The sequence below is a fragment of the Enterobacter sp. MGH120 genome, assembly GCF_001037725.1.
GTDB lineage: Bacteria > Pseudomonadota > Gammaproteobacteria > Enterobacterales > Enterobacteriaceae > Enterobacter > Enterobacter hormaechei_C.
On sequence record NZ_KQ089940.1, the window covers coordinates 802,507 to 827,811 of the forward strand.

Annotated in this window: 24 protein-coding genes; 16 read left to right on the forward strand and 8 right to left on the reverse strand. The window is 56.5% G+C overall.

What is annotated here, in order from left to right:
• Positions 1–54: 54 nt before the first annotated feature.
• Positions 55–2,607 (reverse strand): peptidoglycan glycosyltransferase/peptidoglycan DD-transpeptidase MrcA, encoded by a 2,553-nt coding sequence (mrcA, locus tag SK54_RS03675; RefSeq protein WP_017693864.1) that lies wholly within the window; start codon positions 2,605–2,607, stop codon positions 55–57.
• 120 nt (positions 2,608–2,727) lie between these two features.
• Between mrcA and pilM the strand changes: the two genes are divergently transcribed.
• From pilM to trpS, 12 genes are all read left to right on the forward strand, one after another.
• Entirely contained in the window at positions 2,728–3,501 is a 774-nt protein-coding gene (gene pilM, locus SK54_RS03680; protein ID WP_017384153.1) for a pilus assembly protein PilM, read from the forward strand.
• Positions 3,501–3,992: a PilN domain-containing protein gene (locus SK54_RS03685; protein ID WP_017384154.1), complete on the forward strand. Its 492-nt coding sequence runs from the start codon at positions 3,501–3,503 to the stop codon at positions 3,990–3,992. The genes pilM and SK54_RS03685 overlap by 1 nt, the downstream gene beginning before the upstream one ends.
• A gap of 63 nt (positions 3,993–4,055) precedes the next feature.
• Positions 4,056–4,448, forward strand: a complete 393-nt coding sequence (locus SK54_RS03690) for a HofO family protein (RefSeq protein WP_176601646.1) — start codon at positions 4,056–4,058, stop codon at positions 4,446–4,448.
• Complete coding sequence (locus SK54_RS03695; protein ID WP_048246771.1) at positions 4,438–4,842, forward strand: HofP DNA utilization family protein; 405 nt, start codon at positions 4,438–4,440, stop codon at positions 4,840–4,842. The genes SK54_RS03690 and SK54_RS03695 overlap by 11 nt, the downstream gene beginning before the upstream one ends.
• Positions 4,754–5,992, forward strand: a complete 1,239-nt coding sequence (hofQ, locus tag SK54_RS03700; RefSeq protein WP_017384156.1) for a DNA uptake porin HofQ — start codon at positions 4,754–4,756, stop codon at positions 5,990–5,992. The genes SK54_RS03695 and hofQ overlap by 89 nt, the downstream gene beginning before the upstream one ends.
• Positions 5,993–6,278: 286 nt before the next feature.
• A complete protein-coding gene (aroK, locus tag SK54_RS03710; RefSeq protein ID WP_003861630.1) occupies positions 6,279–6,800 on the forward strand; it encodes a shikimate kinase AroK in 522 nt (173 codons plus the stop codon).
• Positions 6,801–6,857: 57 nt separating this feature from the next.
• Positions 6,858–7,946, forward strand: a complete 1,089-nt coding sequence (gene aroB, locus SK54_RS03715; RefSeq protein WP_003861631.1) for a 3-dehydroquinate synthase — start codon at positions 6,858–6,860, stop codon at positions 7,944–7,946.
• Positions 7,947–8,038: 92 nt separating this feature from the next.
• Positions 8,039–9,343: a cell division protein DamX gene (gene damX / locus SK54_RS03720; protein WP_017693869.1), complete on the forward strand. Its 1,305-nt coding sequence runs from the start codon at positions 8,039–8,041 to the stop codon at positions 9,341–9,343.
• Positions 9,344–9,410: 67 nt separating this feature from the next.
• Entirely contained in the window at positions 9,411–10,223 is an 813-nt protein-coding gene (gene dam, locus SK54_RS03725) for an adenine-specific DNA-methyltransferase (RefSeq protein ID WP_015571432.1), read from the forward strand.
• A 39-nt stretch (positions 10,224–10,262) separates the two neighbouring features.
• Positions 10,263–10,940 carry a ribulose-phosphate 3-epimerase gene (gene rpe / locus SK54_RS03730; protein WP_003861634.1) on the forward strand — a complete coding sequence of 226 codons (678 nt, stop codon included), beginning with the start codon at positions 10,263–10,265 and terminating at the stop codon, positions 10,938–10,940.
• Complete coding sequence (gph, locus tag SK54_RS03735; protein WP_017384158.1) at positions 10,933–11,694, forward strand: phosphoglycolate phosphatase; 762 nt, start codon at positions 10,933–10,935, stop codon at positions 11,692–11,694. Before rpe ends, gph begins: the two co-directional genes overlap by 8 nt.
• Positions 11,687–12,691: a tryptophan--tRNA ligase gene (trpS, locus tag SK54_RS03740; RefSeq protein WP_015571430.1), complete on the forward strand. Its 1,005-nt coding sequence runs from the start codon at positions 11,687–11,689 to the stop codon at positions 12,689–12,691. Before gph ends, trpS begins: the two co-directional genes overlap by 8 nt.
• A 137-nt stretch (positions 12,692–12,828) precedes the next feature.
• Here trpS and SK54_RS03745 read toward each other — a convergent pair whose 3' ends face one another.
• From SK54_RS03745 to tsgA, 5 genes are all read right to left on the reverse strand, one after another.
• A complete protein-coding gene (locus SK54_RS03745) occupies positions 12,829–12,999 on the reverse strand; it encodes a YhfL family protein (RefSeq protein WP_008503029.1) in 171 nt (56 codons plus the stop codon).
• A 142-nt stretch (positions 13,000–13,141) separates the two neighbouring features.
• Positions 13,142–14,515, reverse strand: a complete 1,374-nt coding sequence (gene cysG / locus SK54_RS03750) for a siroheme synthase CysG (protein ID WP_023298772.1) — start codon at positions 14,513–14,515, stop codon at positions 13,142–13,144.
• A 134-nt stretch (positions 14,516–14,649) separates the two neighbouring features.
• Positions 14,650–14,976 carry a nitrite reductase small subunit NirD gene (gene nirD / locus SK54_RS03755; RefSeq protein ID WP_015571429.1) on the reverse strand — a complete coding sequence of 109 codons (327 nt, stop codon included), beginning with the start codon at positions 14,974–14,976 and terminating at the stop codon, positions 14,650–14,652.
• On the reverse strand, positions 14,973–17,516 hold the full coding sequence (gene nirB / locus SK54_RS03760; RefSeq protein WP_032104008.1) for a nitrite reductase large subunit NirB: 2,544 nt from the start codon (positions 17,514–17,516) through the stop codon (positions 14,973–14,975). The genes nirD and nirB overlap by 4 nt, the downstream gene beginning before the upstream one ends.
• Before the next feature lie 261 nt (positions 17,517–17,777).
• The gene (gene tsgA / locus SK54_RS03765; RefSeq protein ID WP_032104006.1) at positions 17,778–18,962 is read right to left on the reverse strand and encodes an MFS transporter TsgA; all 1,185 of its coding nucleotides are present in this window, start codon (positions 18,960–18,962) and stop codon (positions 17,778–17,780) included.
• A gap of 278 nt (positions 18,963–19,240) precedes the next feature.
• On the opposite strand from tsgA, the gene ppiA reads away from it, so the two are divergent.
• The 4 genes from ppiA (at position 19,241) to SK54_RS03785 (ending at position 22,405) form a co-directional block, all read left to right on the forward strand.
• Positions 19,241–19,813: a peptidylprolyl isomerase A gene (ppiA, locus tag SK54_RS03770; protein WP_000920483.1), complete on the forward strand. Its 573-nt coding sequence runs from the start codon at positions 19,241–19,243 to the stop codon at positions 19,811–19,813.
• A 105-nt stretch (positions 19,814–19,918) separates the two neighbouring features.
• A complete protein-coding gene (locus SK54_RS03775) occupies positions 19,919–20,503 on the forward strand; it encodes a putative adenosine monophosphate-protein transferase Fic (protein ID WP_048246773.1) in 585 nt (194 codons plus the stop codon).
• A gap of 30 nt (positions 20,504–20,533) precedes the next feature.
• Positions 20,534–21,097 carry an aminodeoxychorismate synthase component 2 gene (gene pabA, locus SK54_RS03780; protein ID WP_048246775.1) on the forward strand — a complete coding sequence of 188 codons (564 nt, stop codon included), beginning with the start codon at positions 20,534–20,536 and terminating at the stop codon, positions 21,095–21,097.
• An 87-nt stretch (positions 21,098–21,184) separates the two neighbouring features.
• The gene (locus tag SK54_RS03785) at positions 21,185–22,405 is read left to right on the forward strand and encodes a bifunctional acetylornithine/succinyldiaminopimelate transaminase (protein ID WP_181007806.1); all 1,221 of its coding nucleotides are present in this window, start codon (positions 21,185–21,187) and stop codon (positions 22,403–22,405) included.
• Here the strand turns inward: SK54_RS03785 and SK54_RS03790 are convergent.
• Together SK54_RS03790 and crp are read right to left on the reverse strand one after the other, a co-directional pair.
• Positions 22,402–24,489: a YccS/YhfK family putative transporter gene (locus SK54_RS03790; RefSeq protein WP_006812214.1), complete on the reverse strand. Its 2,088-nt coding sequence runs from the start codon at positions 24,487–24,489 to the stop codon at positions 22,402–22,404. The genes SK54_RS03785 and SK54_RS03790 overlap by 4 nt on opposite strands.
• A 57-nt stretch (positions 24,490–24,546) precedes the next feature.
• Positions 24,547–25,179 carry a cAMP-activated global transcriptional regulator CRP gene (gene crp / locus SK54_RS03795; protein WP_000242758.1) on the reverse strand — a complete coding sequence of 211 codons (633 nt, stop codon included), beginning with the start codon at positions 25,177–25,179 and terminating at the stop codon, positions 24,547–24,549.
• Positions 25,180–25,305: the final 126 nt, after the last annotated feature.

Below are 25,305 nucleotides of genomic sequence, written 5' to 3' on the forward strand. Positions count from 1 at the left end.
ATTGACGTTGTAGGCCGGGTCAGGCGTAGTCGCCACCCGGCTTTTTTGTTGGCGTCAGAACAGCTCGTGCGTTTCGCCGTTATCAATCAATTCCGTACCCACCTCATGCACTGCCTGCGTGGTTGGCTGAGTGCCCTCGATGAAATACTCGGCACGGCTGTTACCGCCATTCGCGAGCTGTCCGGTACTGCGGTCGATATTCACCGTCACCACGCCCGGTGGAGGCGTTAGCGGCTGCTCTGGTACGCCCTCGAGAACGGCCTTCATGTATGCATCCCAGGCAGGTTGCGCACTCTTCGCGCCGCCTTCGTAACCGGAAATCTGATCTTTAATCGCGCCAGAGGCGGTCGTGCGCCCCAGATCGCGGCGGTGATCGTCAAAACCAATCCAGACGGAGGTGACAACCCCCGGGCCATAACCTGAGAACCAGGCATCTTTTGAACTGTTGGTTGTCCCGGTTTTGCCGCCGATGTCGTGGCGCTGCAAATCGCGGCCCGCTCGCCAGCCGGTGCCTTGCCAGCCCGGTTCACCAAAGATGTTGGTGTTCAGTGCGCTCTTAATCAGGAACGACAGCGGCGTGCTGATCACGTGCGGGGCATACTCCTGCGCGCCACTCTGGGCGACCAGCGCCTGATTGGCCTGTTCCAGCTGAGGCTGCGGCACCGCCAGATTCTGACGTTCCTGAGAGATCGCCACATCTTCCATATCCTTGTTTTCCAGGACATTGGATTTTGGCGTGTCGCCGTAAATCACCGGAATATCGCATTCAGGGCAGGCAATTTTCGGTTTCGCTTCAAACAGTACGCCGCCCTGATCGTTCTCGATTTTGCTGATGAAATACGGATCGACCAGGAAGCCGCCGTTCGCCATCACCGAGTAGCCACGCGCAACCTGGAGCGGCGTAAAGGACGCGGAGCCGAGCGCCAGAGATTCAGTATGAACGATGTTTTGCGCCGGGAAGCCAAAGCGTTGCAGATACTCTGCCGCATAATCCACGCCCATCGCACGCATCGCGCGAACCATGACCACGTTCTTCGACTGGCCAAGGCCCTGGCGCAGACGGATAGGGCCAGCGTATTGCGCCGGAGAGTTCTTCGGCTGCCAGTCAGAGCCCGCACCGGCGTCCCAGCGGGAAATTGGCACGTCGTTGAGAATGCTGGCGAGAGTCAGCCCCTTATCCATCGCCGCGGTATACAGGAACGGTTTGATGTTCGAACCAACCTGACGCAGCGCCTGGGTCGCGCGGTTAAATTTGCTCTGGTTGAAATCGAACCCGCCAACCAGCGCCATCACGGCGCCGTTCTGCGGATTGATGGAGACCAGCGCAGAGTTTACGTCCGGCACCTGCGCCAGCCACCAGGCATCACCGACCTGACGCACCCAGATTTGTTGTCCGGTTTGTACGACATCGGTCACTTTACGTGGCGTAGGCCCCTGAAGGGTGTCAGAACGGTATGGACGCGCCCAGCGGACACCCTCCATGCGCAGCGAAACGGATGTGCCATCGGCCATCATCGCCACTGCTTCCTGTGGATCGGCCTGGGTGACGACCGCCGGACGCAGCGGGCCATAGGTCGGCAGTGCTTTCAGGGAATCCGTGATTTTTTTACTGTCCCATGCGCCTTCACCCACTTTCCACAGCACGTTGGACGGGCCGCGATAGCCGTGACGCATATCGTAATCCATCACGTTATTACGCACCGCCTGCTGGGCAGCCTGCTGCACCTTGCGGGTCACGGTGGTATAGACGCGATAACCATCTTCATACGCTTTATCACCGTAGCGACTCACCATCTCCTGGCGAACCATTTCAGTAAGATACGGTGCAGAGAAGGCGATTTCCGGCGCATGGTAATTGGCGTCAATAACGTCGCTGCGCGCCTTATCGTACTCAGACTGGCTGATATAGCCTTCGCTCAACATACGCGACAGCACCACGTTACGGCGCGCGGTGGCGCGGTCCAGCGAGTAGAGCGGGTTAAACGTGGATGGCGCTTTTGGCAGGCCGGCAATAGTCGCCATTTCGCTCAGCGTGAGCTGATCGATCGGCTTACCAAAATAGACCTGAGCCGCAGCCCCTACGCCATAGGCGCGGTAGCCCAGATAGATCTTGTTGAGGTAAAGCTCAAGGATCTCGTCTTTGCTCAGCAGTTGCTCAATGCGGATCGCGAGGAACACCTCTTTGATCTTACGCATCAGCGTCTTTTCCGGGCTGAGGAAGAAGTTACGCGCCAGCTGCTGGGTAATGGTACTTGCCCCCTGAGAGGCATGACCGGAGAACAGCGCCACGCTTGCCGCACGGAAAATACCGACCGGATCGACACCGTGGTGCTCGTAAAATCGGCTGTCCTCGGTGGCGATAAAAGCCTTCACCATCACGGGTGGAATTTGATTTAAGGTCAGAGGGATACGACGTTTCTCGCCGTATTGCGCCATCAGTTCACCATCGGCGCTATAGACCTGCATAGGGATCTGAAGCCGCACATCACGAAGCGTGGCGACATCAGGGAGTTGCGGCTCGACATATTTGTACAAACCAATAATCGAGCCTGCTCCCAGCAGAATGCAACAGACTGCAAGGATCAATAAATACTTTACGAACTTCACCGGAGATTTCCCATTTGGTTTAGCCTGGGCAGTTTCTAAACAATCGCGCGGTAGTATAAAGGCAAGCCTGATTCATTGATATAGCCGTCACTCCGACGGGCGATAAGGAGATCGTGAAGCATGGCTTTTAAAACGTGGCAAACAGGCGTTCATATTCAACAGGATAAGGTGGTTGCGGTAGCGCTGACCAGAGAGCGGGCCGGTTGGCGTTTACGGCGCTGGTGGGCGGTACCGCTGTCGGACGGCGTTATCGGGGAAGGCAAAATACTTAAGCCAGAACAGCTGGTTAACGCATTACGTGGCTGGCGGAAAACATTGCCGCACTCGCACCGGGTATTTCTCTCATTTCCGGCGACGCGCGTTCTGCAACGCGCGTTGCCCCGTCCATCCGTTACCTTGCGTGACAGCGAACAGCTCACCTGGGTAGGCGCCGCATTAGCGCGTGAGCTGGAGATGCCCGCCGATACGCTCTGCTTTGACTACGCGCAGGATACGTTCAGCAACACTTTTCAGGTTACCGCAGCGCAAAACAGAGAGGTCGATACCCTGTTGACGCTGGCGAACGCGCTGCGTTTGCGTCTGGCAGCAATCGCCCCGGATGCCGGCGCGCTGGCTAATCTTCTCTCTGCTGTTGCCCCCGCCCGGTGCGTCGCCTGGAGAGATCAACACCAGTGGCTATGGGCGATGCGTCACCAGTGGGGGCGGCGCTACACCACAGAAGCGGCGACGGTGAATGAACTGGCGGCGCTGCTTGCGCTTTCTCCTTCTGATATCGCCGTGTTTGATGCTGCCCGCGATCCCTGGGAAGCGGTGACGCTGTGCCAGCCGCCGCTGCCGGAATGCGGTGCTGATTACACCGTCGCCCTGGCGCTGGCCATGAGCGAGGCGCCGTAATGAGCATGCCCAATCTTTTACCCTGGCGTCGGCAGCAACGTAATCAGCGCCTGCGTTTCTGGGGGCTGCTGTTTGCTGGCTCATGGCTGGTGATGCTGGCGGGGAGTATCAGCCTGCGGGCGACGCAGACTCTCGCATTGCAGGCGTTGCAGAGCGAACTGGCGGGGACACGTGCGGTACAGAAAGTATTGAGAGCCCGTCAGCCGCAGTCAGCGGGGCAGAAAACCCCTTCGCTGCCGTTTGATCCGGCCTGGCAACCTGCGCTGGAGTCCCTTGCCAGCGCAATGCCCCGGCAGGCGTGGCTAACGGCGCTGCGTTATCAGCCACCCTCGCTGACCCTGACCGGCTATACCACCTCACTGCCAGCGCTCACCGCCATGACCGATGCACTGAAAAGGGTGACGGGATTTAACCCCGGACCGGCAGGCGAAATGCAACAGGATAGCCAGGGGCGATGGATGTTCTCTTTTCAACTGCATAGCCGGAGGTAGCCCGTGGGTATCTGGTATCAACGCTGGACTGATGCACGTCCTTCCCGGCGCGTCCTTTGCTGGTTGATCGCATCGGGGCTTGTTGCGTGGGCAATTTGGGGACTGCTGCTCAGGCCCGCAGCTCTGCGCTACACCGATATTCAGGCGCAGGCCATCAGTGCGAAGCGAATCAACGCCTCGCTGTGGCCAGAGGCCGGACGGCGAGCAGTGGTTACGCAAGTGACGCCCTCGCAGCCCTTTTCTCCCCTGGCTTTTCAGCGTGAGGGCGCAAGGCTGGTGTACTGGAAGCCGCAGCAGAGTGGGGGAGAGCTGGCGCTGGATGCCTCCTGGGGCGCGGTCCCGGCGCTCTTTTCCCGGCTGGCGCTTGAGAACGCGCGGGTGAGGGCGTTTTCCATCACCCCACAGGGCAAACAGTTACGCCTCAGCCTGCAACTGGAGATCGGTCATGCGCAGTAAAGCCCGTTTGCTGATCCTGCTTTCTCCGCTTTTCCTGACCGGGATGCGGGATCCCTTCTCTGTGCCGGAAGAGCGTTGCGCAGCCGGGCAGCTCAGCCAGTGGCGGTATCAGGGGGTAGTCAGCGGCAGCAGGGATATCGGCCTTATGCAGGACGGGCAGAAGCGTTGGTACCGGGTAAAAACGCAGGTGCGGTTACCGACAGGCTGGCGGGTGAGCGCGATAGATAAACAACAACTGACCGTTGATGTCGGCGACATGTGCGAGCCGAAGCGATGGACATGGCAACGAGAAGGAACGAAAAAAAGTGAAGATAAGGATAGGGCTGTTACTGGCGGCACTCAGCCAGCCCCTGTGGGCCGCGACGCCAAAACCGGTCACCCTGCTGGTGGATGATGTCCCGGTGGTGCAGATATTACAGGCGCTGGTGGCGCAGGAGGATCGCAATCTGGTGGTGTCGCCGGATGTCAGCGGTTCGCTTTCGCTGAATTTAACGCGGGTGCCCTGGAGACAGGCGCTTCAGACGGTAGTGAACAGCACCGGGCTGGTATTGCGGGAAGAGGGCGGCATTTTTTATGTGCATACGGCGGCCTGGCAACGGGAGCAACAGACGCGTAAAGAGCAGGAGCGGGCCCAGCGTCTGCTTGACGCCCCGCTGCACTCTCACAGCATTCCGTTTGCTTATGCGGATGCTGCCGAATTGCAAAAAGCGGCAGAAAAGCTCTTAAGCCCGAAAGGCAGTCTCTCCGTCGACAAGCGCACCAACCGTTTCCTGGTCAGGGATAACCAGACGGTGGTGGATATGCTCCAGCGCTGGGCTGTGCAGATGGATCTGCCCGTCGAGCAGGTGGAACTGGCGGCGCAGATTGTGACCATCAGTGAAAAAAGCCTGCGTGAACTGGGGGTGAAATGGAACCTCGCTGACGCAACGGAGGCCGGTAAGGTGGGTCAGGTCACGACGCTGGGGGCGGACCTGTCGGTGGCCAGTGCAACCACCCACGCAGGGTTTAACATCGGGCGCATCAACGGCAGGATGCTGGATCTTGAGTTGTCGGCGCTTGAGCAAAAGCAGCAGGTGGATATCATCGCCAGCCCGCGGCTGCTGGCATCGCACATGCAGCCGGCCAGCATCAAGCAGGGCAGCGAAATTCCGTATCAGGTTTCCAGCGGCGAGAGCGGGGCGACGTCCGTTGAATTTAAAGAGGCGGTATTAGGCATGGAGGTCACGCCGGTGGTCCTGCCAGGCGGTCGCGTGCGCCTGAAACTGCATATCAGTGAAAATATGCCCGGCCAGGTGCTGCAACAGGCAGACGGCGAAACGCTGGCGATCGATAAGCAGGAGATCGAAACGCAGGTAGAGGTAAAAAGTGGGGAAACGCTCGCGCTGGGCGGGATCTTTTCGCAAAAGAATAAAACCGGACGCGACAGCGTGCCCGTGCTGGGCAACATTCCGTGGCTGGGTCAGCTGTTCCGCCATGACGGAAAAGATAACGAACGGCGCGAGTTAGTGGTGTTTATCACGCCACGTCTGGTCAGTATTCATTAATGGGTAACGATCCCCGCAATGATTTTGCATTCAGTTTGTTGCAGATGTTTGACGTGGGGCATGAATTAGCATACAAGGAGTACCGATTTGAGTTGGACTTACGTCTTATTTCCTTATGCGCCGGGAACGGTGATTTAATCAGTTGCCAAACAAGCCGGAGTATTGAGATAATTTTTCGTCTGACTCTCGCTCTATTGCAAATGAGGTTTCAGTTCATGTCCTGCTACGCCGGGTGTCTGCGCAGCGGGGATTACCATTAACGAATAGTCTTAGTAGTACCGAAAAAATGGCAGAGAAACGCAATATCTTTCTGGTTGGGCCTATGGGTGCCGGCAAAAGCACTATTGGGCGTCAGTTAGCTCAACAACTCAATATGGAATTTTACGATTCTGATCAAGAGATTGAGAAACGAACCGGAGCGGATGTGGGCTGGGTCTTCGACGTAGAAGGCGAAGAAGGTTTCCGTGACCGAGAAGAAAAAGTGATCAACGAACTCACGGAAAAACAGGGCATTGTGCTGGCAACTGGCGGCGGCTCTGTAAAATCTCGCGAAACCCGCAACCGTCTCTCCGCCCGTGGCGTAGTGGTCTATCTTGAGACGACCATCGAAAAACAGCTGGCACGCACGCAGCGTGATAAAAAGCGCCCGTTGTTGCAGGTTGAAACACCGCCACGTGAAGTTCTGGAAGCTTTGGCCGATGAACGCAATCCTCTGTACGAAGAGATTGCTGATGTGACCATTCGTACTGACGATCAAAGCGCTAAAGTGGTTGCAAACCAGATTATTCATATGCTGGAAAGCAACTGATTCTGGCTTTATATACACTCGCCTGCGGGTAAAAGCATTTAAGGTGGATGTCGCGTCATGGAGAGGATTACAGTTACTCTCGGGGAACGTAGTTACCCTATCACCATCGCGGCTGGTTTGTTTAACGACCCAGCTTCCTTCTTACCACTGAAAGCGGGTGATCAGGCGATGCTGGTCACCAACGAGACGCTGGCTCCGCTTTATCTCGACCGTGTACGTCACCTGCTTGAGCAGGCGGGCGTGAAGGTCGACAGTGTGATTCTGCCCGATGGCGAGCAGTACAAAAGCCTGACGGTACTGGATACCGTCTTTACCGCACTTCTGCAAAAACCGCACGGTCGTGATACAACACTGCTTGCCCTGGGCGGCGGCGTTGTGGGCGATCTGACCGGTTTTGCAGCCGCCAGCTATCAGCGCGGCGTGCGCTTTATTCAAATTCCAACCACGTTGCTCTCACAGGTCGATTCTTCTGTGGGCGGTAAAACGGCGGTTAACCATCCGCTCGGCAAAAACATGATTGGCGCGTTCTACCAGCCTGCCTCGGTGGTGGTGGATCTCGACTGTCTGAAAACCTTGCCAGCGCGCGAACTGGCGTCCGGCCTTGCAGAAGTGATCAAATACGGCATTATTCTTGACGGGGAATTCTTCACCTGGCTGGAAGAGAATATGGATGCGCTGCTGCGCCTCGACGGGCAGGCAATGGCCTACTGTATTCGCCGTTGTTGTGAGCTGAAAGCAGAAGTCGTTGCCGCAGATGAGCGTGAAACCGGCTTACGTGCTTTACTGAATCTGGGGCATACGTTTGGTCATGCGATCGAAGCCGAAATGGGCTACGGTAACTGGCTTCACGGTGAAGCTGTCGCTGCCGGAATGGTTATGGCGGCGCGAGCCTCTGAACGTCTGGGGCAGTTCAGGCCGGAAGAGACAGCACGTATCATCGCGTTGCTTAAACGTGCTGGCTTGCCGGTGAGTGGTCCGCAGGAAATGTCTGCGCAGGCGTACCTTCCCCACATGATGCGCGATAAAAAAGTATTGGCAGGTGAGATGCGTCTGGTACTCCCGCTTGCAATAGGGAAAAGTGAAGTGCGCGGCGGAGTGCCGCACGAAGTCGTACTTGGCGCTATTGCTGATTGTCAGCAGGCGTAACAACTAGAAAGGTCAGACCGCTGTAACAGGTGGTCGTTTTAGCTTCAGGTAAATGCAGAGTCGTTGGCAGAAGCCTTTGAGTGGGGTGTTAAATGGATGAATTCAAACCAGAAGACGAGCTGAAACCCGATCCCAGCGATCGTCGTACTGGTCGTTCTCGTCAATCTTCAGAACGTGATAACGAGCCGCAGATCAATTTTGACGATGTCGAACTGGATGCAGACGATCGTCGCCCTTCGCGTAGCCGTAACGCGCGAAATGAGCGAGAAGACGAGGAGTATGAATCCGAAGAAGAGTTAATGGATGAACAGCCTGTTGAACGTCGTCCGCGCAAACGTAAAAAAGCGGTAGCGGCAAAACCGGCCTCCCGTCAGTACATTATGATGGGCCTTGGCGTTCTGGTGCTGGTCTTGCTGATTGTCGGCATTGGGTCCGCGCTAAAAGCACCTTCTACCAATTCTACCGAGCAGACGGCGTCTGCCGAGAAGAGCATTGACCTGTCTGGTAACGATGCGAGCAACCAGGCGAATGGCGCTCAGCCTGCGCCGGGCACCACTTCCGCAGAGCAGACCGCAGGTAACACCAGCGCTGGCCAGGATATCTCTCTGCCGCCTGTCTCTGCGACCCCGACTCAGGGCCAGGCGCCTGCGACGCCTGAAGGTCAGCAGCGTGTTGAAGTTCAGGGCGATCTGAACAATGCGCTGATGCAGCCGCAGAATCAGGAGCAGGTTAACGCTGCCGTGGTGAACTCCACGCTGCCAACTGAACCAGCCACCGTTGCGCCAGTTCATGGCAGCAATGCCCAGCAGCAAACGGCGACAACGGAAACCAAACCGCGCCAGACGCAGACTGCGCCACGCCAGGAGCGTAAGCAGGCTGTGATTGAGCCGAAGCGTGAGACGAAACCGCAAACCGTGGCAAAAGCGCCAGAAACGAAAGCGCCAGCGCAGACCAAACCTGCTGTGAGCCAGCCGGTTAAAGCGCCAACGCCTGCGGCAACCACTGCACCGAAAGCAACGGCGACCACAACCGCGCCTGCTGCAACAACACCTTCTGCAACAACACCTGCGGCTCCCGCAGCCAAAACGGGCGCTGCATCAGGTAAAACGACGGGCAACGTGGGTTCTTTGCAGTCGGCCTCTTCCAGCAACTACACCCTTCAGCTGAGCAGTTCGTCTAACTATGACAACCTCAACGCCTGGGCGAAGAAATCGAATCTGAAAAACTACGTGGTTTATCAGACGACCCGTAACGGTCAACCGTGGTATGTGCTGGTGAGTGGTATTTATGCTTCCAAAGATGAAGCAAAACGTGCCGTTTCCACGCTGCCAGCCGACGTGCAGGCGAAAAACCCGTGGGCGAAGCCGATTCATCAGGTGCAGGCCGATCTGAAGTAATGTTTAAAGCGCAGGATGCTGTCGGAGCTTTCTCCACAGCCGGAGAAGGTGTAATCAGTTAGTCAGCATGAAAAAAAATCGCGCTTTTCTGAAATGGGCAGGGGGGAAATACCCCCTGCTCGACGATATTAAAAAGCACCTGCCGAAAGGCGAGTGTCTTATCGAGCCCTTCGTTGGTGCTGGATCGGTGTTCCTGAATACCGATTTTTCTCGTTATATCCTGGCGGATATCAACAGCGACCTTATCAGCCTCTATAACATCGTCAAACTGCGTACCGATGAGTATGTGGAAGAGGCGCGGAAGCTGTTTACGCCAGAGAACAACAACCCGGACGTCTACTATCAGTTCCGCGCTGAGTTTAATCAAAGCCAGGATCCGTTCCGTCGCGCGCTGTTGTTTCTTTATCTCAACCGCCATGGTTACAACGGTCTGTGCCGGTATAATCTGCGTGGCGAGTTTAACGTGCCGTTTGGCCGCTATAAGCGTCCCTACTTCCCACAGGACGAGCTGTATCACTTTGCTGAAAAAGCGCAGAATGCCGAGTTCTACTGTCTCTCCTATGAAGAGTGCATGGATCTGGCGGGCGTAAACTCGGTGGTCTACTGCGACCCGCCTTACGCGCCACTGTCTGCCACGGCAAATTTCACCGCCTACCACACCAATAGCTTCAGCCCGGCCGAGCAGGCTCGTCTGGCTGAGATGGCGGAAAAGCTGGTCAGCAAAAGAATTCCGGTGTTAATTTCGAATCACGACACGCCTGATACGCGCGAATGGTACAAAGCCGCGAAGCATTTTCAGGTAAAAGTGCGGCGTAGCATTAGCAGCAACGGCGGCACACGTAAAAAGGTGGACGAACTTCTGGCGCTTTATCGACCCTGAGCCTTTGCCCGCCGGTAAACACATTTCAAGGAGATGCGGATGAAACAGTTTTTGATTGCCCCCTCAATTCTGTCGGCCGATTTTGCCCGCCTGGGTGAAGACACTGCCAAAGCTCTCGCGGCTGGCGCGGATGTCGTCCATTTCGACGTTATGGATAACCACTACGTTCCCAACCTGACCATCGGTCCGATGGTGCTTAAAGCGCTGCGTAACTACGGGATCACCGCGCCCATTGACGTGCATCTGATGGTGAAACCGGTTGACCGCATCGTGCCTGATTTCGCCGCGGCGGGTGCCAGTATCATCACTTTCCACCCGGAAGCCTCCGAACACGTTGACCGCACGCTACAGCTGATCAAAGAGAACGGCTGTAAGGCGGGACTGGTCTTTAACCCGGCGACCCCGCTGAGCTATCTCGACTACGTGATGGACAAGCTGGACGTGATCCTGCTGATGTCCGTCAACCCGGGCTTTGGTGGTCAGTCATTTATCCCTCAGACCCTCGACAAACTGCGTGAAGTGCGCCGCCGTATCGATGAGTCTGGCTATGATATTCGTCTGGAAGTGGACGGCGGCGTGAAGGTCAATAACATCGGTGAGATTGCGGCGGCAGGGGCGGATATGTTCGTCGCAGGCTCCGCCATCTTCGATCAACCGGATTACAAAAAAGTCATTGATGAAATGCGCCGTGAACTGGCGAAGGTAAGTCATGGATAAATTGCAGGCTATTCGGGGTGTAGCATTTGACCTCGACGGCACGCTGGTCGACAGCGCGCCAGGATTAACCCGCGCCGTCGATCAGGCGCTGTATGCCCTTGAACTCCCCGTTGCAGGCGAAGAGCGCGTGGTGACGTGGATTGGTAACGGTGCAGACGTGCTGATGGAGCGCGCGCTGACCTGGGCTCGTCAGGAGCGTGCCTCTCAGCGTTCCGCGCAAGGTAAACCGAGTGTTGACCACGCGGATATTCCCCAGGATGAGCAGCAGCGTATTCTGCGCAAACTGTTCGACCGTTTCTACGAAGAGACCGTCGAAGAGGGTAGCTTCCTGTTCCCGGATGTCGCTGAAACGCTGAGCGCGCTACATGCCAAAGGCATCCCGCTGGGACTGGTGACTAACAAGCCGACACCGTTCGTTGCGCCTCTGCTGGAAGCGCTGGATATCGCGAAATACTTCTCCGTAATTGTGGGCGGCGATGACGTGCAGAATAAAAAGCCGCATCCGGAACCGCTATTGCTGGTGGCAGGAAAATTATCCTTAGCGCCTGCGGAGCTGCTCTTTGTCGGGGATTCCCGCAATGATATTCTGGCTGCCAGAGCGGCAGGTTGCCCGTCGGTTGGGTTGACCTACGGCTACAACTATGGTGAAGCCATTACGCTGAGTGAGCCGGACGTTGTGTTCGACCACTTCAAAGATTTGTTGCCCGCACTCGGGCTCTCGCACAGTGAACATCAGGAATTGAATAATGACTAAGCCCATCGTTTTTAGTGGCGCACAGCCTTCAGGTGAACTGACCATTGGTAACTACATGGGTGCGTTACGTCAGTGGGTGAGCATGCAGGATGACTACCACTGCATTTACTGCATCGTGGATTTGCATGCTATCACCGCGCGTCAGGATCCCGAGAAGCTGCGCAAAGCAACACTTGATACGCTGGCGCTGTACCTGGCGTGCGGTATCGATCCAGAGAAGAGCACCATTTTCGTTCAGTCTCACGTGCCAGAGCACGCGCAGCTGGGCTGGGCGCTGAACTGCTACACCTATTTCGGCGAGCTGAGCCGCATGACCCAGTTCAAGGATAAGTCTGCCCGCTACTCTGAAAACATCAACGCCGGTCTGTTTGACTATCCGGTGCTGATGGCGGCCGACATTCTGCTGTACCAGACCAACCAGGTGCCGGTGGGTGAAGACCAGAAGCAGCACCTGGAGCTGAGCCGCGATATTGCCCAGCGCTTCAATGCGCTTTACGGTGACGTGTTCAAAGTGCCTGAGCCGTTTATTCCGAAATCCGGTGCGCGCGTGATGTCGCTGCTGGAGCCGACCAAAAAGATGTCCAAGTCTGACGATAACCGCAACAACGTTATCGGCCTGCTGGAAGATCCGAAATCGGTGGTGAAAAAGCTCAAGCGTGCGGTGACCGACTCCGACGAGCCGCCAGTGGTGCGCTACGACGTGCAGAACAAAGCGGGCGTGTCAAACCTGCTGGACATTCTCTCCGGTGTGACCGGACAGAGCATTCCTGAGCTGGAAAAGCACTTTGAAGGCAAGATGTACGGCCACCTGAAAGGCGAAGTGGCAGACGCCGTTTCCGGCATGCTGACCGAGTTGCAGGAGCGCTATCACCGTTACCGTAACGACGAAGCTTTCCTGCAAAAAGTGATGAAAGAGGGCGCGGAAAAAGCCAGCGCGCGCGCCTCCGAAACCCTGAAAGCGGTGTACGACGCGATTGGGTTTGTGGCGAAACCTTAAGCCGCTTTGCCGGGTGGCGCTAACGCTTACCCGGCCTACGGGACTTTGCAGGTCGGGTAAGGCGGAGCCACCACCCGACAAAACTGACGAAACAAAAAAACCGGGACATCCCCGGTTTTTTTACGCCTGAAAAACGCTTACTGCTGTGCCGCCGGGCCGCAACCGCCGATGATCTTCGAAATGGAGATCGCCGGGTGAAGCAGGTAATCGTAGCTGCAATTATTTTTAGTATTTTGAACGTGACCGGTGCAGGCCGTCAGAGTTGATAACAGGCCGACCAGTACGGCAGCTTTTGCCAGTTTGAACATACGCATTCCTTGTCAAAAAATCGAAAATTGGATGTAACACGAGGGAATAAATGGAAAAGTTCCATTATGCGGGCGGTATGTTATCGACTGAGGTAAGAAGGGAGTAGTCCGCTTAAAGACTACTCCCGGGAGAGATTATGCGTTAGTGGCTGGAGAACCAGTTCAGTTTTTCGCGCAGGGCTACCACGCGACCCACCACGATCAGCGCCGGGCTTTCAACCTGCTGCGCCAGCTCGCCCAGCTGCGTCAGCACGCCATCGACCACGCGCTGCGTAATGGCGGTGCCGTTTTCCACCAGTGCGACCGGCATATCTGCTTCCATGCCGTGCTCCAGCAGTTTCGCCTGAATCGTGGCTGCCTGATTTAGCCCCATATAGAACACCAGCGTCTGCTTTTCAGCGGCCAGATTATGCCAGTCCAGTTCGCTGCCGGTTTTCAGGTGGCCCGTCACCAGGCGCACGCTCTGGGCATAGTCGCGATGGGTTAACGGAATGCCGGAATAGGCAGAACAGCCGGACGCCGCCGTAATGCCCGGCACCACGGAGAACGGAATACCCGCGTTGCACAGGGTTTCCAGCTCCTCGCCGCCGCGACCAAAGATAAACGGATCGCCCCCTTTCAGGCGCACCACGCGCTTACCTTTTTGCGCTTCCCGCAGCAGGATCTGGTTGATCTCCTCCTGCGGTACGCAGTGATAACCTGCCCGTTTGCCGACGAACACGCGGTCAGCATCCCGGCGCACCAGATTCATGATGTCATCAGAGACCAGACGGTCATACACCACGATGTCCGCCTGCTGGATCTGCTGGAGACCCTTCAGCGTCAGCAGGCCCGCATCGCCGGGGCCAGCGCCCACCAGCACCACTTCACCGCGATGATCCAGCGGTTCAGAGAGGAGTTGCTCGGTCGTCTCTTCAACGGCTTTGGTGTCCTGATTGGCCAGCGACTGCGCCAGCCTGTCGTTGACAAAGAACTTCTCCCAGAAGCGACGGCGTTCGCCCACGGTTGCGAAGGTTTGCTTCACGCGGGAACGCAACTGCCCGGCGTAATGGGCTATCTGACCAAGATGCTGCGGCAGCACGGCTTCCAGTTTTTCCCGCAGCAGACGGGCAAGAACGGGCGAGCGCCCGCCGGACGACACCGCAATCATCAGCGGTGAACGGTCAATAATCGACGGCATGATAAAGCTCGCCTCTTTCGGCGCATCCACCACGTTACAGAAGATGCGGCGCGCTTCGCAGGCGTCGCTGACGCGCTGGTTAACGTCATCGTTATCCGTTGCGGCGATGGTCAGCCAGCAGGTATCCAGCAGGGATTCATCAAATTCGCCCTGCACCTGGGTGAGCATCCCTTCTTGCGCCCAGACGTCAAACTGTGGGGCAAAAGTGAGGGCGTTGACGGTCAGCCGGGCACCCGCCTCTAACAGCAGGCGTGCCTTGCGTTCAGCCACATCGCCGCCGCCCACGAGCAGGCAGTCGCGGTTGCGTAATTGACAAAAAATCGGCAGGTGATCCACGACGTTACCTCACAGCATTCATGGCGGGGGAAGAATTGACGTCAGGATAACAGCAGGAATCGTACAGAACATACGGTTTTTCCTGCCGTTACCCATAAGGGGTCATAAGCCTTTCCTATTGAAAAGGCGAGAGGTTACGCTTTCAGCTGCACCTCGCCGTCCTTCACGCGGACGTCGTAGTGTTTGACCGAGAAGCTTTCATCTTCCATGCAGAGTCCGTCGGTTAAGCGGAAGCGCTGCTTTTTCAGCGGGCTGGCAACCCACAGCTCGCCCTGGTGCTCCGCAATCAGACCGCGGGAGAGCACGCTGGCCTCGAAGAACGGGTCGATATTGCTGATGGCATAGACCTGTTCATCGTGGCGAGGGCGGAAAATCGCCACCTGCTCGTTGCCCAGCAGGGCACAGACGCCGGTTGCTGGCAGAATGTCGTTAATGTTGCAGATGTTTACCCACTGGCTCATGCGTTTTCCTCCACCAGCATCACCGGAATACGTTCATACGGGGTCGCTGGACGGTGCTGTTCGCGCTCCGGCACCACCTGCACGTTCGGGTCGCGCTGGGTGCTGTTGATAAAGTGTTTGAAGCGCGTCTGCGCCGCTGGCGTGTTCACGGTTTCGGTCCACTCGCAGATCACCGCCTCGCGCAGGCGAGTCATCTCGGATTCCAGCTGTTCATTCAGACCCAGCTTGTCGTCGATAATGACCGACTTCAGGTAGTCGATGCCGCCTTCGAGATTATCCAGCCAGGACGCGGTACGGGTCAGCTTATCGGCGGTACGAATGTAGAACATCATGAAGCGGTCGAGGTATTTGATCAGCGTATCGCGATCGAGATCGGCGGCCAGCAGATCCGCGTGGCGAGGTTTCATCCCGCCGTTACCGCACACGTACAGGTTCCAGCCTTTCTCGGTGGCGATGATACCCACGTCTTTCCCCTGGGCTTCCGCACATTCACGGGTACATCCTGACACGCCGAACTTCATTTTGTGCGGCGTACGGATGCCTTTGTAGCGATTTTCCAGCTCTACGCCGAAGCCCACGCTGTCGCCCACGCCGTAGCGGCACCAGGTGCTGCCGACGCAGGTTTTCGCCATGCGCAGCGCCTTGGCGTACGCGTGACCGGTTTCAAAGCCCGCTTCAATCAGCTGACGCCAGATTTCCGGCAGGTCATCTTTCTGCGCACCGAACAGGCCGATACGCTGGGAGCCGGTGATTTTGGTGTACAGGTTAAACTCACGGGCGATACGGCCCACGGCGACCAGCCCTTCCGGGGTAATCTCCCCTCCGGCAGAACGCGGGATCACCGAGTAAGTCCCGTCTTTCTGAATATTGGCCAGGAAGTTATCGTTGGTGTCCTGAAGCGGAGTGTGTTCTGGTTTGAGCACATATTCGTTCCAGCAGGACGCCAGCAGGGAACCGACGGTAGGCTTACATACTTCACAGCCATAGCCCTGGCCGTGTTTCTCCAGCAGTTCGTCGAAGGACTTAATGCCTTCCACGCGGATTAAGTGATACAGCTCCTGGCGAGAGTAAGCGAAGTGCTCGCACAGGTTGTTGTTCACTTCAATGCCCTGTTTTGCCAGCTCGGCGTTCAGCACCTGAGTGACCAGAGGAATACAGCCGCCGCAGCCGGTCCCGGCTTTGGTTTCCGCCTTCAGCGCCGCAACGGTGTGGCAGCCTTTGTTAATGGCGGAGATCAGCATGCCTTTGGTCACGTCGAAGCAGGAGCAAATCTGCGCGCTGTCCGGCAGTTTATCCACGCCGATGGACGGCTTACCGCTGGAGGCGTGCGCCGGGAGGATTAGCGCGTCCGGGTTCTCCGGCAGCTCAATGGCGTTCAGCACCAGCTGGAGCAGGTTACCGAAGTCGCTGGTATCACCCACCAGCACCGCCCCGAGCAGGGTTTTGTTGTCCGGGCTGACGATGAGACGTTTGTAGACTTCTTTGCTTTCGTCCAGATAAACATAGCTGCGGGAGTTCGGGGTGCGGCCATGCGCATCACCAATACCGCCCACGTCCACGCCCAGCAGTTTCAGCTTGGCGCTCATGTCTGCGCCGGTGAAGGCGTTTTCGCTGCCGAGGATATGGTCAACGGCGACCTGCGCCATTTTGTACCCTGGTGCAACCAGACCGTATACGCGGTTATTCCAGCTGGCGCATTCGCCGATGGCGTAGATATCCGGATCGGAGGTCTGGCAGGTATCGTTGATCATGATCCCGCCGCGCTGCGCAACGGCCAGACCGCACTGGGTGGCCAGCTTGTCGCGCGGGCGAATACCGGTGGAGAAGACGATGAAATCCACTTCCAGCTCGCTGCCGTCGGCAAAGCGCATGGTTTTACGCGCTTCGGTGCCTTCCTGCACGATCTCTTTGGTGTTCTTGCTGGTGTGAACCTTCACGCCCATGCTTTCGATTTTACGGCGTAGCTGGTCGCCACCCATATGGTCCAGCTGTTCCGCCATCAGCATCGGGGCAAATTCGATGACGTGGGTTTCAACGCCGAGGTTTTTCAGTGCGCCTGCCGCTTCCAGACCCAGCAGACCACCGCCGACAACCGCGCCGCGTTTGCTTCGACGTGCGCAGGATTCAATGGCGTTGAGGTCTTCAATGGTACGGTAAACGAAGCAATCCTGGGTTTCCGACCCTTTAATAGGCGGGATCCACGGATACGAGCCCGTCGCCATGATCAGCTTATCGTAAAAAACCGTACGTCCGGCGCTGGAGTGGATCACTTTCTCCTGACGGTTGATGGTGATAGCGCGTTCGCCCACCAGCACTTTTACGCCATGCTTCTCGTAGAACCCTTCACGCACCAGAGAGAGCTCTTCGGCGGTATGGTGAGAGAAGTAGGAAGACAAGTGCACACGGTCGTACGCCTTGCGGGGTTCTTCACAGAACACGGTAATATCGAACTGCTCAGCATCGGCTTTATCGAGAAGATCCTCAATAAAGCGGTGGCCGACCATGCCGTTACCGATGATAGCGAGTCTGACTTTGCTCATTTTTGCCTCGATTTCTTTTCTATTACTGCCTACCTTAACGATTCAGCAGGGGCACTTATTGATGCAAATCAAATACGCCTTCACCTACCCCTTAGTGGGTATATCTATGATTTGTCAGGATTTTTATAAGTGACGGATATTGTTTGATTTTTGTGCTTGCTTATTTTTTGCACAAATATAGTGGGGTTTTTTACCCATCGGCGGGCAGGGCGGGTGAGCAGGGGAAAACCCCCTTTGCAGTACGCAAAGGGGTTATGGCGATTAGTGGGTAGCTGTTGCCGGGTTGTGTTGACGGTGACGGGTCACAAAGCCCAGCACGAAGCACATGATGAACACCACGGCGTACAGACCGTTAGCGGTATGCAGCGCCGCCAGCGGGCCGCTGTGCGCAACAATCGGGCCCGTGACCACGAAGGTCAGCATGGTGCCGATGGTGCCGCAGGTCAGCACGGAGTTCACCAGCTTTGGCGAGGCCACTTTGGTCTGAAGAGAGCCAAGGGTGATGATCGAGGTGTAAATCGCACTGGAGAAGAAGCCCAGGGTCAGGATGAACCACGGCATATGCTCCGGGGAACCGTTGATGAACAGATACATCAGCACGGTCGCCAGACCCGCCAGAACGGTCAGGATCCGTTGCAGGTCGAAGAAGCGCAGGATAAAGCTAAACGCCCACATGCCGAACATGTAAGACATCCAGAAATCGCTCACCAGTTTACCCGCGTCGTTCAGGCTCATGCCCAGACCTTTCGCGTATTCAGGAACCCAGGAGATAAAGCCCAGCTGACCGAGGATGTAACACAGCGCGGCGATGGAGAGGAACAGTACGCCGATACCCCATTTTTCTTTCGCAACCGGCTCGGACGTAGTCTGCGCTTTTTTGCCCAGCACCGGGAACTCGCAGCCGAAGGTGAGAACAAAGATCGCGACATAAACCAGACCAATGCAGGCGTACACCCAGTACCACTCAATGCTGCGCGCCAGAAGATACGCGGCGACCATCGGGAAAATCATCCCGGCCATGCTGAAGAAGGAGTCGGTGAACAGCAGACGCGCGCCGCGCTGGCGGCCTTCATACATGTGCGTAATCAGGAATGTACCGATCGACATGGTGATCCCGCTCACCAGGCCCAGCACGAACATGGCGGCAGAGAAGAGGGCGATGCTGTGGCTCAGCATCAGGCCCGCCACGGCGGCAACCATCAGCACGAAGCCGAAACGCAGCTGCGTTTTCAGCGGCACGATTTCCATCAGCCAGGCATTAAGGAAAATAGAGATCAGGATCCCCGCGTTCAGGAAGGTGAAGGTGTTACTCATGCTGGAAACGGGCAGCTGGAAGTAGTCTGCGATATTTCCCATCACCATCCCGGTGACGATCACCAACGCGCCGGTCAGGGCGTAAGAGAAGAAGCTGATCCATGTGAGCTTGATGCGATTGCTGTTAGTCATGTCTGGCCTGTTAAAAGTAAAGAAAAACGCAATGACTGCGTTTGAGCGGGCAGATTTTAGTCGCGAAAGTGATCTAATTAAATCTTTTCAGAAAATTTTGAGCACAATTGCAGGTTTTAACGTGATGCAGATCACATTACGTTGTGGGGTGAACAATCGTTTGCGCGGTAATAATTGTTTCAATTTGGTAAAATTAGGTAAAAGACTGGTCTGGGTTCATACTGCTCTTTAGAATCAAGCCATTCGCTTTTTATACTGCGCTTTGTTAAGGAATTCTCATGCTCAAATCAACACTGGCGGCTGTCGCAGCTGTGTTTGCTCTTTCTGCCGTTTCCCCTGCTGCGCTGGCAGCTAAAGGAGACCCCCACGTCCTGCTGACTACCTCTGCGGGGAATATTGAGCTGGAGCTGGATAGCCAGAAAGCCCCTGTTTCGGTGAAAAACTTCCTCGACTACGTGAACAGTGGTTTTTATAACAACACCACGTTCCACCGCGTGATCCCGGGCTTTATGATTCAGGGTGGCGGTTTTAACGAGCAGATGCAGCAGAAACAGCCCAACCCGCCTATCAAAAATGAAGCAGACAACGGCCTGCTGAACAAGCGCGGCACCATCTCCATGGCGCGTACGGCGGACAAAGACAGCGCCACCAGCCAGTTCTTCCTCAACGTGGCTGATAACGCTTTCCTGGACCACGGTCAGCGCGACTTTGGCTACGCGGTGTTTGGCAAAGTGGTGAAAGGCATGGACGTTGCGGATAAGATCTCTCAGGTTCAGACTCACGATGTCGGTCCATACCAGAATGTGCCGTCTAAGCCAGTCGTCATTCTCTCCGCGAAAGTGCTGCCGTAATCGTTCCCCCACACGGGCACATCTTGCCCGTGTCTTTCCACCCTCCCTGCGAAAGCGCGTTTTGCTGCTTATACTTGTGGCAAACGGACTATTCAGGGAGGCGTAGTGAAAAAACTCACCGACAAGCAAAAATCCCGTCTCTGGGAGCAACAACGTAAGGTCAATTTTCAGGCCAGCTGCCTCCTTGAAAAAGGTAAGGGTCCCGCTGAACCCGATATCGAGACGCTGGAACTGGGGCCTTCCGCACCGGGTTTACCCCATCTGTGTCTTATTCACCGCCATTTATTCCGCAACGAAATGAAAGGCGCGGGCGAGCTGCGCACCGCCGATATTTCTAAGGGCGACATTCCTTTTTGCCATTTCGAGTACATCGAGAAAGTGGGTAATGAGCTGATGGCTTCGCTGGAAAGTGATAAATATCTGGTGGGCCTTCAGAAAGCAGAGTTTACAGACAGAATCAGTCATTACTACTGTGAAATCAACATGCTACATCCGTTTATGAGCGGTAATGGCGTGGCCCAGCGGATCTTCTTTGAACAACTGGCTATTCATGCGGGCTATGTGCTGAACTGGCAGGGGATCGGCCCGAACGACTGGGCAGCCGCCAATCAGAGCGGGGCAATGGGGGATTTGACCGCCCTGAACGCCATCTTTGCCAAAGTTGTGAGCGAAGCGCGGGAATCTGCGTAAAATAGGGCGGCCATTTTTTCAGGAGCCGCCATGATTCTGCTGATTGATAACTACGATTCCTTTACCTGGAACCTTTACCAGTATTTTTGTGAGCTGGGGGCAGAGGTGGTTGTCCGCCGTAACGATGAGATCGCGCTGGCTGACATTGACGCGCTGGCACCCCAGAAAATCGTGATTTCGCCGGGGCCGTGTACCCCTTCGGAGTCTGGTATCTCGCTGGAGGCGATCCGCCATTATGCGGGCAAACTGCCGATTCTGGGCGTCTGCCTGGGTCATCAGGCCATTGCGCAGGTCTTTGGCGCCACCATTGTCCGTGCCGCGAAAGTCATGCACGGCAAAACCTCTCCGGTCACGCACACCGGTACCGGCGTATTCCTGGGGCTAAACAATCCGTTAATCGTGACGCGCTACCATTCTCTGATCATTGATCCGCCGACCCTGCCGGCCTGCTTTGAGGTCACCGCCTGGAGCGAGACGCAGGAGATCATGGGCATTCGTCACCGTGAGTACGATCTGGAAGGCGTGCAGTTCCACCCGGAAAGCATTCTCAGCGAACAGGGGCACGCGCTGCTGGCCAATTTCCTTAATCGCTGAATATCTGTTGCCTTGTTGTGATTTTTTATGCATATTTTGTGATTATATTTTCACAATCAATGTGACATAAAAATGGATGGTCATGACATGGCAACTGAACAACCAGCAATTACCCGCGCGACATTCGATGAAGTGATCCTGCCGATTTATGCACCGGCTGAGTTTATCCCGGTGAAAGGGAGAGGCAGCCGCGTCTGGGATCAGCAGGGCAACGAGTATGTTGATTTCGCAGGCGGTATTGCGGTGACGGCGCTGGGCCATTGCCATCCTGCGCTGGTGGACGCGCTGAAAACGCAGGGCGAAACGCTGTGGCACACGAGCAACGTGTTCACCAACGAACCGGCGCTGCGTCTGGGGCGTAAGATCATCGATGCCACCTTCGCCGAACGCGTGCTGTTTATGAACTCCGGCACCGAAGCCAACGAAACCGCCTTTAAGCTGGCGCGCTACTACGCAACCACGCGTCATAGCCCGTACAAAACCAAAATCATCGCCTTCCATAACGCCTTCCACGGTCGCTCCTTCTTTACCGTTTCCGTTGGCGGCCAGCCGAAGTATTCCGACGGCTTTGGTCCGAAACCTGCGGATATCATCCACGTGCCGTTTAACGATCTCCACGCCGTTAAAGCGGTGATGGACGATCACACCTGTGCCGTGGTGGTCGAGCCCATTCAGGGGGAAGGCGGCGTCACGGCGGCCACCCCGGAATTTCTGCAAGGGCTGCGCGAGCTGTGCGACGAGCACCAGGCGCTGCTGGTGTTTGATGAAGTGCAGTGTGGGATGGGGCGTACCGGAGACCTGTTTGCTTATATGCACTACGGCGTAACGCCGGATATTCTGACCAGCGCGAAAGCGCTCGGCGGCGGTTTCCCGGTCAGTGCGGTGCTCACCACCCAGGATATCGCTTCCGCATTTCATGTGGGCTCACACGGCTCCACCTACGGCGGTAATCCGCTGGCGTGCGCCGTGGCGGGTGCGGCGTTCGACATCATTAATACGCCGGACGTCCTGAATGGCGTGAATGCGAAACGCGACCTGTTTGTGAAACATCTCCAGCAGATTGACCAACAGTTTGATGTCTTCAGTGACATCCGCGGGATGGGGCTGCTGATCGGCGCCGAACTGAAGCCGCAGTACAAAGGCCGCGCGCGCGATTTCCTGCACGCCGCCGCGCACGAAGGCGTCATGGTGCTCAACGCCGGGCCGGACGTGATGCGCTTTGCGCCATCGCTGGTGGTGGAAGACAAAGACATCGAAGACGGACTAACCCGTTTTGCCGCGGCGGTCGCGAAGATCGTCAGAGGCTAATACGCGGTTCGTTTTAACCGACGCGTTAACCAAATCCCGTGATGCGGGCGCTGACGCCATGCCACCGACGAAATGGTGTGCATGGTGTTCAGATGCCCCAGCACGCGCTGCAAATGCTGCTCCAGGGTGCTCATCGGCCCATGGGTCAGCGTCTCCGGCGCTTCCAGAATGTTCGAATCCCCTGACTCGCCCGGCGCGTCATACTCCAGACGCTGCTGACAGCGCTGCAACGCAATTTCACACGACTGCAAATAGCGCTGCGCCAGATCCGGCGTCAGCATCGTGTGCTCCCGCGCCAGCGTCGTCATGGCATTGATGTGCTCGACGATAAACTGGCTGTGCGTGACCCACAGCTTCATGTCAGCCAGATAGTGCGCGTTAAAGCCCGGCTCCTGCATGGCCTGGTTAAGGGAGTTGAACAGGGCGTTATGCGCCTGGTTGACCTTCATGCGCTCGTAGGCCAGCGGAGAGGGCTGCGGGTCATCGCTCAGAATAAGACGAATGGCCTGCTGATCGGCTTCGAGCGCGTCGTGGGCGTTCTGCCTCAGCAGCCCGCTTTGCCACTGCGGCCACAACCAGACCATGCCGCCAAAGGCGATCAGGCAGCCAATTAGCGTATCGACCAGCCGGGCAATAATAAACTGTTCCCCGTTAAGCGTGAGCAGTTGCAGGGTATACACCGCCGTGACCGTAAAGCCCACCATCGCCCAGCCGTAGTTTTTGCGGATGATCAGGTAGCTCACCAGCGTGATCGCCAGCATACCGGCCAGGGTATAGCCTTCCGGCACGTGAAAGTGCAGCGTCACGCCCGCGATAATCAGCCCCGCCATCGTACCGCCCGCCCGATGCAGAATGCGCACCCGCGTGGCGCCATAGCCGTTCTGGGTGACAAACAGCACGGTCATTAAGATCCAGTAGGGTTTCGGCAGGTGCAGGGCCATTCCCATCAGGCTGGCGATGCTCAGCATCACACTGATCCGCGCGGCATTGCGCAGGGCGGAAGATTTCAGTGATAGATAGCTTTTGAGCGCGGGCAGCAGCGGCAGCCGTTTTTGCTTATCGGCCATCAGGTCCCGGGCATAAAGCGGGCGCTGGGTGCGTAACACCCGGGCGATGCGGCTGAAATGCCAGGCAGCAAATTGCCCGACCGGGTTATCCGCGTGCTGACGCGCAATCTTTTCCAGCGCGCCGAGCTGTTTGTCCATGTTAAAGCGCGTCGGGTAGCGGTGATAGAGGATATCGTCAGCCAGCACCCGCAGGCGGGCCGCGACGGTCTGCGCGTTCCAGCGGATCACCGCTTCCGCATGGCTGCGCTCCACCAGCTTTTGCACCTCTTCCGGATTATGAAGGCTGACGGAGATATGCTCCTGCAAATCCAGCCCGACCTGGAAGGTTCGCAGCAGCCGCTTGTATTCATGATTTTTGTTGGCGGCAAGCATGTGCAACTGCTGATAGCACTGGCTGATCAGATCCACCACTTTTTGCTGGCGCGCCAGCAGCGGCGGCAGGGATTTTTCCGGGTCGGTATGTTGAGTGAGCAGGGTGTATTTTGCTTCGCAGTATTCAGCAAGCTGCACGTAGAGCAGGCTCAGGGATTCGCGCAGCGGCTGTTCCCGCCACAGCCAGAACCAGAACCAGTTAAACAGCCCGTACCATAGCGTGCCGAGGGCGTAAATCAGCAATGGCTCCCACACCGGCATATTGCCCGCAAGGCTTAAGGTGAAGATGGCGGCAATCAGCGACGCGGGAAGCAGCCGGGCGTGCAGCGAGCTGATTTCGGCGGTGACGCCGAGCGTCATCGCCAGCACGGTCAGGATCAACGGCAGAGGAATGTCGCGGGCCAGTAAGAGTTGTACGGCAAGGCTACAGCCGGCAAACAGGCAGCCGCCAATAATCAGACGTTTAAAAAAGCGTTTATGCGGTGTATCCAGACCGGCAATGTTGCAGCAGGCGGGCACGAGGGAAAACAGCAGGCCTTGCTGAAGATGTCCGAGGATCAGGCCCACGGCCACGGGAAGACACAACACCAGCGTTTGTCGTAGTGCGTAGTTAACTTCCGGGTGATAGATCAGCCTGCGCCACATGAGGAGTAGAGACAAAAACGGCGTGCCACCCTGCGGCGGCACGCCGTTTGACCGAAATTAACGGGTTCCGTAGACCACGATAGTTTTACCGTGGGCAGAGATCAGGTTCTGGTCTTCCAGCATCTTCAGGATACGGCCCACTGTTTCACGGGAGCAGCCGACGATCTGACCGATTTCCTGACGGGTAATTTTAATTTGCATACCGTCAGGGTGGGTCATGGCGTCTGGCTGTTTCGCCAGGTTCAACAGCGTCTGCGCGATACGACCGGTCACGTCCAGGAAGGCGAGGTTACCCACCTTCTCAGAGGTCACTTGCAGACGGCGTGCCATCTGGGAAGAAAGACGCATCAGGATGTCAGGGTTGACCTGAATCAGCTGACGGAATTTCTTGTAAGAAATTTCAGCCACTTCACATGCTGTTTTTGCACGAACCCAGGCGCTACGTTCCTGGCCTTCTTCAAACAGGCCCAGTTCACCGATAAAATCGCCCTGGTTCAGATAAGAAAGGATCATCTCTTTCCCTTCTTCATCTTTGATCAGCACGGCCACCGAGCCTTTAACGATGTAATACAACGTTTCCGCTTTTTCACCCTGGTGAATCAGCGTGCTCTTTGATGGGTACTTATGAATGTGGCAATGAGACAAGAACCATTCGAGAGTCGGGTCTGTTTGCGGTTTGCCAAGCACCATGCGCTGTTATCCTCTGTTATAAGCTGTCACCAGAGTCATAAGATGCATCCGGACTCTGGGGTTGCAATCGAATTCTTACCCATACCTGGGAAGTCGGCTGTCGTAACGTTTCGCAGCCAGTAAAGT

Excerpts from the sequence above, each read along its gene's own strand:
- pilM (WP_017384153.1), top strand. The coding sequence starts at position 2,728 with ATGGCTTTTAAAACGTGGCAAACAGGCGTTCATATTCAACAGGATAAG.
- SK54_RS03685 (WP_017384154.1), top strand. The coding sequence starts at position 3,501 with ATGAGCATGCCCAATCTTTTACCCTGGCGTCGGCAGCAACGTAATCAG.
- SK54_RS03695 (WP_048246771.1), top strand. The coding sequence starts at position 4,438 with ATGCGCAGTAAAGCCCGTTTGCTGATCCTGCTTTCTCCGCTTTTCCTG.
- aroK (WP_003861630.1), top strand. The coding sequence starts at position 6,279 with ATGGCAGAGAAACGCAATATCTTTCTGGTTGGGCCTATGGGTGCCGGC.
- aroB (WP_003861631.1), top strand. The coding sequence starts at position 6,858 with ATGGAGAGGATTACAGTTACTCTCGGGGAACGTAGTTACCCTATCACC.
- damX (WP_017693869.1), top strand. The coding sequence starts at position 8,039 with ATGGATGAATTCAAACCAGAAGACGAGCTGAAACCCGATCCCAGCGAT.
- dam (WP_015571432.1), top strand. The coding sequence starts at position 9,411 with ATGAAAAAAAATCGCGCTTTTCTGAAATGGGCAGGGGGGAAATACCCC.
- rpe (WP_003861634.1), top strand. The coding sequence starts at position 10,263 with ATGAAACAGTTTTTGATTGCCCCCTCAATTCTGTCGGCCGATTTTGCC.
- gph (WP_017384158.1), top strand. The coding sequence starts at position 10,933 with ATGGATAAATTGCAGGCTATTCGGGGTGTAGCATTTGACCTCGACGGC.
- trpS (WP_015571430.1), top strand. The coding sequence starts at position 11,687 with ATGACTAAGCCCATCGTTTTTAGTGGCGCACAGCCTTCAGGTGAACTG.
- SK54_RS03745 (WP_008503029.1), bottom strand. The coding sequence starts at position 12,999 with ATGTTCAAACTGGCAAAAGCTGCCGTACTGGTCGGCCTGTTATCAACT.
- nirD (WP_015571429.1), bottom strand. The coding sequence starts at position 14,976 with ATGAGCCAGTGGGTAAACATCTGCAACATTAACGACATTCTGCCAGCA.
- nirB (WP_032104008.1), bottom strand. The coding sequence starts at position 17,516 with ATGAGCAAAGTCAGACTCGCTATCATCGGTAACGGCATGGTCGGCCAC.
- tsgA (WP_032104006.1), bottom strand. The coding sequence starts at position 18,962 with ATGACTAACAGCAATCGCATCAAGCTCACATGGATCAGCTTCTTCTCT.
- ppiA (WP_000920483.1), top strand. The coding sequence starts at position 19,241 with ATGCTCAAATCAACACTGGCGGCTGTCGCAGCTGTGTTTGCTCTTTCT.
- pabA (WP_048246775.1), top strand. The coding sequence starts at position 20,534 with ATGATTCTGCTGATTGATAACTACGATTCCTTTACCTGGAACCTTTAC.
- SK54_RS03785 (WP_181007806.1), top strand. The coding sequence starts at position 21,185 with ATGGCAACTGAACAACCAGCAATTACCCGCGCGACATTCGATGAAGTG.
- SK54_RS03790 (WP_006812214.1), bottom strand. The coding sequence starts at position 24,489 with ATGTGGCGCAGGCTGATCTATCACCCGGAAGTTAACTACGCACTACGA.
- crp (WP_000242758.1), bottom strand. The coding sequence starts at position 25,179 with ATGGTGCTTGGCAAACCGCAAACAGACCCGACTCTCGAATGGTTCTTG.